This window comes from Methylobacter psychrophilus, from assembly GCF_025583945.1.
GTDB lineage: Bacteria > Pseudomonadota > Gammaproteobacteria > Methylococcales > Methylomonadaceae > Methylobacter_C > Methylobacter_C psychrophilus.
Window position 1 is genome coordinate 22,765 of the sequence record NZ_JAOEGU010000045.1, and the last position, 9,426, is coordinate 32,190.

General features: G+C 41.2%; 6 protein-coding genes. 2 read left to right on the top strand and 4 right to left on the bottom strand.

What is annotated here, in order from left to right:
- Window positions 1-223 precede the first annotated feature (223 nt).
- Together N7974_RS20695 and N7974_RS16125 are read right to left on the bottom strand one after the other, a co-directional pair.
- Window positions 224-2,866: an EAL domain-containing protein gene (locus tag N7974_RS20695; RefSeq protein WP_317451618.1), complete on the bottom strand. Its 2,643-nt coding sequence runs from the start codon at window positions 2,864-2,866 to the stop codon at window positions 224-226.
- Between the two features lie 757 nt (window positions 2,867-3,623).
- A complete protein-coding gene (locus N7974_RS16125; protein ID WP_262966606.1) occupies window positions 3,624-6,485 on the bottom strand; it encodes a PAS domain S-box protein in 2,862 nt (953 codons plus the stop codon).
- A 431-nt stretch (window positions 6,486-6,916) separates the two neighbouring features.
- On the opposite strand from N7974_RS16125, the gene N7974_RS16130 reads away from it, so the two are divergent.
- Both N7974_RS16130 and N7974_RS16135 read left to right on the top strand, forming a co-directional pair.
- Entirely contained in the window at window positions 6,917-7,384 is a 468-nt protein-coding gene (locus N7974_RS16130) for a GNAT family N-acetyltransferase (RefSeq protein WP_262966607.1), read from the top strand.
- 51 nt (window positions 7,385-7,435) lie between these two features.
- On the top strand, window positions 7,436-7,801 hold the full coding sequence (locus N7974_RS16135) for a GNAT family N-acetyltransferase (RefSeq protein WP_262966608.1): 366 nt from the start codon (window positions 7,436-7,438) through the stop codon (window positions 7,799-7,801).
- A gap of 201 nt (window positions 7,802-8,002) precedes the next feature.
- Here N7974_RS16135 and N7974_RS16140 read toward each other — a convergent pair whose 3' ends face one another.
- Together N7974_RS16140 and N7974_RS16145 are read right to left on the bottom strand one after the other, a co-directional pair.
- Window positions 8,003-8,158 (bottom strand): hypothetical protein, encoded by a 156-nt coding sequence (locus N7974_RS16140; protein WP_262966609.1) that lies wholly within the window; start codon window positions 8,156-8,158, stop codon window positions 8,003-8,005.
- 605 nt (window positions 8,159-8,763) lie between these two features.
- Window positions 8,764-9,216: a PaaI family thioesterase gene (locus tag N7974_RS16145; RefSeq protein ID WP_262966610.1), complete on the bottom strand. Its 453-nt coding sequence runs from the start codon at window positions 9,214-9,216 to the stop codon at window positions 8,764-8,766.
- Window positions 9,217-9,426: the final 210 nt, after the last annotated feature.

A 9,426-nucleotide genomic window follows, 5' to 3' on the forward strand; every position in this document is an offset into this window, starting at 1 on the left:
TTTCTAGGAATAAATCGTAAGTCATTGATTCTTTATTTTCTATCAATATACGGTACAACCATTTGATTATTGGTAATATTTTAATGATCAGTTTTTATTATTAGGGGTGCGGAATGTCGGTTACACCTTACTATTAATAAAATATTTAGTTGGCTGATGGTAAGGATTCGCACTACGCACGAATTTTTACCATCGATCTGTGTGAACTTACATTGTTTTATGTTTAATGAGGTCTTGCCGTATTAGCTGACGGCATATTGGCCCAGACGGGATCAGGTTTCCAGGTCGTGCACCAGCCAGGCAGTTCATTGGCAGGCATGGGCAGGGCAATACCATAGCCTTGCGCCAGATCACAACCCAGTTGCATCAGCACAGTGCCATGTTCAATGGTTTCAACACCGACAGCGATAACCTTAAGATCAAAGGCCGGTGCCAGCCCCAATAAACCTTTAACAATGGCCTGATCATTGGGATCTTTAATAATGTCACGCACAAAGCTTTGATCTATCTTGAGCATGGTCACCGGCAGGCGCTTTAGATAAGCCAGTGACGAATAACCGGTGCCAAAGTTATCCAAGGATAATTTAAAGCCCATTTCTTGGCTAATTTCTAGGACTTTGGAAACCTTAGTCATATCTTCCATCGCACTAATTTCCAGTACTTCCAGTTCCAAGGAGGCAGGATTAACCATCGGATGAGCACTAAGCAAGGTATGCAAGCTATCTGTAAAGCCGCTGTGCTGTAACTGACGGGCATTGATATTAATACTCACCGGGATAGTTAATCCTGCGGCAGTCCAGCGTTCCATCTGGGTCAGAACCGTATCAATAACCCACTCGCCAAGGTCTATCGCCAAGGGATTATCTGCAATGATTGGCATAAAAATATTCGGTGGCAGCAGGCCTTTGCTTGGGTGTTGCCAGCGAATTAAGGCCTCAACGCCGATAATTGCCGCTGTCTGCATATTAACTTTGGGCTGATAATACAACACAAATTCATGGGCAGTTAGTGCCTGGCGTATACGCTCCAGACTTTCATGGTGACCACGGATATGACTATCCTGAACAGCATCAAAAAAATGGTAACCATTCTTGCCGGCCAGCTTGGCCTGATACATCGCCAGATCCGCTTGGTGTAGCAATTGATCGGTATTGGCAGCCTCTGTCGAGGTATAAAAAGTAACCCCCAAACTAGCTGAAACCTGCAGATTATGCTGCTTAAAATGTATCGGTCGGGAGGCTGCCATCAGTATGCGGCTGAGTATCGGCACACTGGCTTCAATCGTACCAATATCGAGCAAGATGGCGACAAATTCATCGCCGCCAATTCGAGCCAGGGTATCGCCATCACGCAGCGCCTGTTTCATGCGCTGCGCCAGAGTTATCAATAATTGATCACCTGCTTCATGGCCATAATTGTCATTAACCGACTTAAAACCATCGAGGTCAATATAGATAACCGCCAACTGTTCGTCTCGTCTACGGCTTTGCGCTATGCCTTGGTACAGACGATCTGCCAATAATAAGCGATTGGGCAGACTGGTCAGGGCATCATAATGGGCGATATGCTCTAGTTCATTTTCATGTTCCTTAATCATGGTGATATCAGATAACAACGAGACATATTTCCGGGCGGAGGTTTGATTATCATCACTAACCGTATTAATACTTTGCATCACGGCATAAACTTCACCGTCTTTGCGCCGGTTCCAGACTTCGCCATACCAATGGCCTTTGGTGTTGAGGTTGTACCAGACCGTTTCAAAGAAATTAGTATCCTGAAGGCCGGCATTTAAGAGGCGCATATTTTTTCCCAAAATATCATTATGCTCATAGCCGGTAATACGGCTAAAAGCTTTATTAACATCCAGGACAGTACCGTCAGAGGAAAGAATCATAATGCCTTCCAGGGTATTGGTAAACACACTGGCAGCCAGTTGAAGTTTTTCCTCCAGTGCTTTTTTTTCGGTGACATCCCGGTTGACTTCAAGTAAACCAATAATTTTATCGTCTGTGGAGCGTAAGGGTACTTTAACGGAATCGAAAATACGCGAGGTGCCATCGCTGTGATAAATAGCATTGGTGTTATGCATGATTTTACCGGACAGCACGGCCAAATCGCTATGCTCATCACTTTGCTTATACCGGGCTATGCCATTTTGATTGTCAGTTTTACCATATAGATCAGCCGGTTTTTTACCAATGGCCTGCGCAAAAGTCTCATTGCAAAGAATGGTATTTAAATTAGCATCTTTGGCTAAAATATAATCAGCCGAGGAATTAATCATATTTTCCAGTAGCGCAGATTTCTCCTGAAGCTTTGCTTCGGCAGACACTCGCCTTATTTCGCTGCGATAACGCTCAACTATTTGGGCGCAGGCAGTAAGTACCGGTTGCAAAGTTTTAACCAGATCTTCATCGTAGCCACCGGGGCGATTAGCCATGCCCAGGCAGCCAATAATTTCATCTTCACAATAAAGGGGTAATCCCAGAAAACAATCCAGCGTAGGATGACCCGGTGGCATTCGTCCACAACTATGGCTATGATGAGCCGGATCGTTGGCGATAACGGGTCCATTGGTAATAACAGTCGCAAAATACAGCGAATCGGTCGCATAAAATTTTAAGCCGCTGGCGTAGTTATCCTCCCAAAAACGCCGACTGGCATCATCCCAGGTAATATTGGTCATTGCCAAGGCTTGCAGGTATTGACCAGCGGTTTCATCATATTTTAACTCTTGGATAAAACCGAACTGACTATCTGTAAGTTCAAGAATATCCGTTAATAAGCTATTAAATACTTCCTCAGCTGGTTTCGATTTGATATAAAGCGCTTGTAAGCGATTGACGCAGTCGACTATATTCATAAATACCTGGTTGGATTTGTTAGATAACAGATGACTTAATCGCCAAAAATAAATATTTCTATAATGTAGTTATTAAATACCCAAAACAACTTTTTGTACGGCACTCCATACAAAATATTATTTCGTTGATTTGATCATGAAATTAAGAAAAAAACTATACGTACAAACACCTAGTACCATAACTATGGTGCTTTATATTTTTGAATAGACTGCCCACCATTAAACAATTTGAACTCTTCAGTCTAATGTTCAAAATAGCGCTTCGAACAGCGGTCCCGTGGACCCTCCAAAAGTGTTCGTTCTAATCTATGTTTTTTCATGAATTTGATCGCAACCGGCTTTTTTTTATGCATCAACTTGCATAGACAAAGATTGCTCTCTGGTTGAAAAGCGCGCATATCCTATTTTCATACGGATTAGTCCATTTTACTAACTGAAAAACGATATTGTGAACCAGTTTATCTTACAAAAACTAGCGTAAAATGCGTTTTTTTTTGACTGGGAAATCAGTCCAGCCAAATCCTCGTTTTTTTGAACCAGAATGACGAACTTAAAACGTATTTATCACCTGCCTGAAGCTGAAATTGCTGATATCTACGCAAGGCATTCACTGGCAAGTACAATTTTAGAAAAAACAATGGTGATATTGATGTGGATGCAATGATAAATGAGCTTGAAAAACATTTAAAACGGTACTTATGGAAACTCACTTAGCTCATAACGAACACTTTTGGGGGTTCTTCCACAAGACCCCCACTCAATCAATGGGTAGCGTAAAGTAAAAGGTACTGCCTTTTCCAAATTGACTATTAAAATTTAATTTTCCATCATGAGCTTCGATCAATGAGCTACTGATGGATAAACCCATGCCCATACCCTCTGTTTTGGTGGTATGGAAAGGCAGTAATATCTTGGCTTGCTGATCTTCCTCAATGCCTGGACCATTATCTTTTACAGAAACCTGTATTTTATTATCGAGCGTCAACTGACTCTGAATAGTTATTTCGCCTTGTTGCCTGTCAGCTGCGCCCAATATGGCATCAATGCTGTTACGGATCAGGTTGATAAGCACTTGTTCAATTTGAATATGATCAACATCGATAACCGGTAAGTTACCTGACAGTTCAAGTGTTACCACTATGCTATTTTGTCTTATAAAATCGGCACATAGTTTGACACATTGATTAATAAGATTGTTTATGTCAACGGTTGATCGCTGTTGTGATGTGGATGTGCAAAAGCGTTTCATGTGATGAATAATTTGTCCTGCCCGTAACGCTTGTTCTTGAGTTTTTACGGCTACTTCACCCAGTTTTATGAGGTCAGGATTTTCCTTTTTAATCAGGTTTAAACTGACTTGCGCATAAGTGGTAATCGCGGTTAGCGGTTGAGTAATTTCATGCGCCAGGCCGGAAGCCATTTCTCCCATCAAGCCAAGGCGTGTCACATGAGCGAGTTGATCCAGATGTTCTTTATCTCGATCATCCTTGTATTTGCGCTCACTGATGTCCTGTGTACTGCCGACCAGGCGGAGCGGTTTGTTCATGGCGTCATATTGCAATTCTCCATGAGTACAGATAAAACGAATGGAGCCATCCGCTAACCGGGTACGGGAAATGATTTCTTTCATACTTTTCCCTTGCAAGCATTCCTTTAGCCACTTATCTTTCAGCGGTTGGTCTTCGGAAAGGATCAGGTGATCAATTGTATAGGGGGTGTGAACAAAGCCCGCTTGAGTAACGTCAAAAATGGCGTACATCTCCTCTGACCATACGACATAACCGGTCGCGAGATCCAAAGCCCAACTACCAATATGCGCTATACGCTGACTCTCAGATAACATGCGTTCTTTTTCCTGCAATAACCGCTGCATTTCATAGTTATCGGTAATGTTTTTATGACTGACCACAACGCCTTTGGTTGATCCTTGCAAGGCCGTTACATTCATCTGAAACCAGCGTTGTTTATCAGGTGCATGACAGGGGTACACTAAATTGAAATCTTCCAGCTCACCATTCAATACTGCGGTAATGCCGATTTCTGCTGTGCTTGCCTCATCACCATTAGGATGATCAATGGCACGTGCACATATTTTTAAATAATTGGCACCGAGCATAAGCTGACTGGCTTCAGGTGCATTATTATCTCTGGCAAACTGCCGCCAAGCGTCGTTAATAGCGGTAATAATACCTTTATCATTAAGCACGGCGATGTGCGCAGTCAGTGAGTTAAGGATGCTGAGATTAAAGGCATCTGCATCGCTGAGTTTTTTTTCTATCTGTTTGCGCTCGGTAATATCATTGATAAAGGAAAAGCAGTACTCTTTTCCGTTAATGGTAATGAAGTCGCTGCTAACTTCTACCGGAAAAATAGTGCCATTCTTGCGCCGATGCAATCTTTCACCCTGGTATTTCCCGGATTTTTTAAATTTTATCCAAGTATCAGCCCAAGACTCGATCGACATCTCAGCATCAAAGTCCCAAACAGCCATGCCAATCAGTTCATTTTTTGTGTAACCCAGACTTTTACAGGAAAAGTCGTTGACATCAGCTACCTGGCCATCCGGGGTCAGCCAGATGAACGCACTATTACTGTTGTTAATAGCGGCGCGTGCCAACAATAGTTGCTGATGGGTATGTGCAAATTCACTGTTGTCCCAATTGGTACCAACCATGTACTGGGGGGCACCTGTGTTATCGGTGATCACATGGGCATGTCCTTTAAGGTGATGTACTTCGCCATTCGCCCAGATCACGCGAAAATCGGGGGCATAATCGCTCTTGCCGGAGATGGCATCGTGTAGTGAGGCCTCAGTTGCCACTCTGTCGTCCGGGTGCAGTCGATCCGACCATTCATTATAAGCTCCCGAGAAGTCCTTCCGATTGGAGCCGTACAAAGCGAACATGGTATCGTTCCAGATCAGCTCGTTGGTTTGCAGATTATATTGCCATATTCCGACCTGGCCTGAAATGACGGCAAATTTAAGATATTTATAAGACTGTTCCATCGTTTCGTCGGTCATGTTGTGTAATCTGGTCGCTTCCTTATTAAGGATGTTTTGCCTTTCGGCATCTTCAGCTAAAAGTAATTCAGCAGACGAGGCATCAGGTATTAATTGTTTTATCGTTGTTACCTGGGTCAGCATGATACGCAACGTAGAATTTATAGGTAAACAGTCAAGCCGGATACTGACTTCTTTATTGCCACAGGCTTTTAACGATAAGGCAATCGTGCGTTGCTGTGTGTGATTTTTTAATTCACGGCAAAAAAGATACCACCGATCGCTATATTGTGCCGTCACCAAGCGTGCAAAATTACTGGATAACAGCTCTCGACGATCTATTCCAAACAGCTTGGCGGCGGTAATATTAATATCAGAAATCAGTCCCTTATCGGAGAGCACGAGATAGCCGATCGGCGCATGATTAAATAGATCGGCATAATAGGCTCTTGATTCTTCATGCTTGATTTGGACGCTTTGGAGATGTTCGTTCTGAACTTCCAGTTCAATCAGCTTAACTTCCAGATTAATCTGGCGTAACTGAAGATCATGTAGCAATTGTTCTGGGGAACAATCAACCGGGTTAAATGAATCTGGTATTGATGAGTCAGAATTCATAGTAGCCGCTCCGATTGGCTTTTTTTGAATGAGATGAAAAGTATGCTTGAAACAAAATATATTGTTAACTATGTAATTGCAATTTATATATCATAAAAATAGAGATTTTATATCGGTTGTATTATGAATTATGTTTGTAAATGTGCCGTAATTCCTGACACGAGGCTTTATGTCTGTTGTGGATCTATTTTTGATGATCAGAAAATATTTATCTATTTTGCCAAAACACACCCAAAAAAAGCCCCCTGATTTTACTCAGGAGGCTTTGCTGTTTTTGAGGAAATAGCTTTATGTTAATGAATCATAATTGATGAATTTACAGGCTTTGCTACTCATTGATTTCATTGTGTTGCATCGAAGCTATCTGGTAAGGTTGAAAAAAAAGTATGCTATCCAGACACAGACAATAACTTGGTATCCTGTATTAACATATGGCAACAATAATCAACACATCGAAACTTCAGCTCGATGAGGTCTTGACTTGGCTAGAACAAGAGCAAAATGATTCGTGTGAGGGTTTTTATTGCAATAAAGAAATAATCATCGACTCTTTCAACACTCGTGAAATGCTTTGCATTAAGCTGGACGGACTTATAGTTGGTTTTGGTATTTTCAATATCAAGAGTATCTCTGCATCAATTGACATTCTTGAAATTCACCCGAGCTATCGAGGTAACGGACTTGGCATGAAAATGGCCCAACACTTATTAGCATATCTATTCAATTCCAGGGTTCCTTGCGTCTCTGTTAAATGTACTCCTAAATCATCAGAAAAATTTTGGCGTAAACTAGGCTTTATAGAATACCCAGACAAATACAGACATTTACGTGAACCATTAGAGTTAAAATTGACGGTAGAGCGGTATAACTATTCATTCAAACGCGCTGTCGCGATTTAATGTAGGCCCTTACAGCCAATACACACACCTTAATTTAATATTTGTGAAATTATGAATCTAAGCATCCGTAGAGCTACTTTTGAAGATATTTATCATATCAATATCTTAATTTCCAAATCTGTCTTAATACTTCAGGCTCAATACTATAAAAAATCAGAAATTGAAACGGCATTGGAGTTAGTAAGCGGCGTAGAAAAATTGATTGCCGTAGACAGCTTTCGTGTGGCTGAGAATGAAAATAAAATCATTGGTTGCGGTGGTTGGGCGATTGATATTTCTGCACCTCATAAAGCAGAAATAAGGGGTTTTTTCGTGCATCCTGATTTTGCCAGAAAAGGTGTTGCTACTTACCTACTTACCTACTTACCGAATGCGAGAATGAATGTTTGCTTAAAGGAATTGAGACTTTATATCTGACAGCTACACTTTCTGGTGAACCATTTTACAAAAAATGTGGCTTTTTTGAATTTGAGAGATTCAAGCAGAATTTGTCAAATGGAGATGATTTTGAGTTAGTTAAAATGGAAAAACAAATGCAGAGATTAACACCAAGCTTAACCGGAGCGCAGTTATAATATGGTTTTATTTTTCAGCTGTCCGTGCCGTGCTTGGTTGGCTCTACGTTAAACATCTCGGTAAATGACCGGTATTTGTGTAATCTTTTATTTGAACGGCACGCTCTTCGATAGCGACACCTGCTTGAGGAATCGTTACACTTTTAGGCGAAAAACTAAAAACATTCTGGAAAATGAGTATCCATTGAATAACGTGCATTTAAAATCTCTTGCTTAAACCGTTAACCCCTGAATTGGCGGCGATTATTAATACTATTAAATAATTATGCCTAACGGTATTGGTCAAATAGTCACTTTAAGTATGCGGAATTGCATAATCCGCTCGAAAAACTGTATTTCTATTGCTCTTTGTAGTGCTTATGTCGAGTTTAGCCAATCGGACTATGGAATAGTAGGCTCGATGCCGGTTACAAGGCGCAATCTTCTCCTTAGTTAACCTGTTCCTCCACCTCCTTTGGAGGCATAAACTCGTTCAGCACGGCTGTTTGTGCTGGTTGGGTTTATGCTGACATAGTTAAGGCGGTTAAATGCCCTTAGGATTGAAACCAGGCGGTCGCGCTGGTGGAGCGGTCTGGTTTCAATCCGCTCTAATGTGGCAAGGTGAAGCCGGAACACAAGGGCAATGTTGTTCTTCCGCTTAGGCTACCAATCCCCACTGGAATTTGAACGGGAATTTTACAAGAAGACTACTTAAAAAAGTGTCCGGTTTTACTTGACCATTACACCCTCACCGACTTAGAAAAGTCAAAGCATCCCCTGGTTTTGCATGCTCTCCTTAGTGTCGATTGTTTAAGCACCCCCTATTCACTTTCTATTCTTAACAAATATACATTTAGCTATTCCTTTAGCTGCTAACTTTCCTGATTCATTTCTAACTTCGGCTTGCAGTATTATGTAAGATGAAGTTTTTTCGACCATTGATGCAACAACATCAATAAAAAGTTCGCTACTTTTGATAGGGCGTTTAAATGTCGTATTAATTTCTTTAGTGATATTAGGAGGTGCTAAAACATAACTTAAAGGAGCAATCGTATTATCAATTGCTGCAACTATGATTCCACCCTGCATAAAACCAAATGGATTCATATACCTTTCTTTAATTGGAAAACGAGCCGTTAATAACTTTCCTTCAACAAAGTCAATAAATTCACCGCCCATATCTAAAAATACCTTAGGTGGTAATTCAAGACCTGTATTTGGAGGAATAAGCTCTAAAAACTTAGCCATTATCATTATATTGGTGTTAATTTTTTCCATATTATGTTTTTTAATTCAATACCTTCGCCAATTGGCATGAGTAATTTATAGATATCGGAGGAAGGAGGAGGAGGAGGAGGAGGAAGGAGAAAGGAGAAAGGAGAAAGGTCAGAGAAGGTAGAATACCGCTTCTAACAGAGCATTCGCACCCAAACTGACCATGAACGAAATCATAGCAATACTAAATACCGTAAGTCCACATTTAAAAGC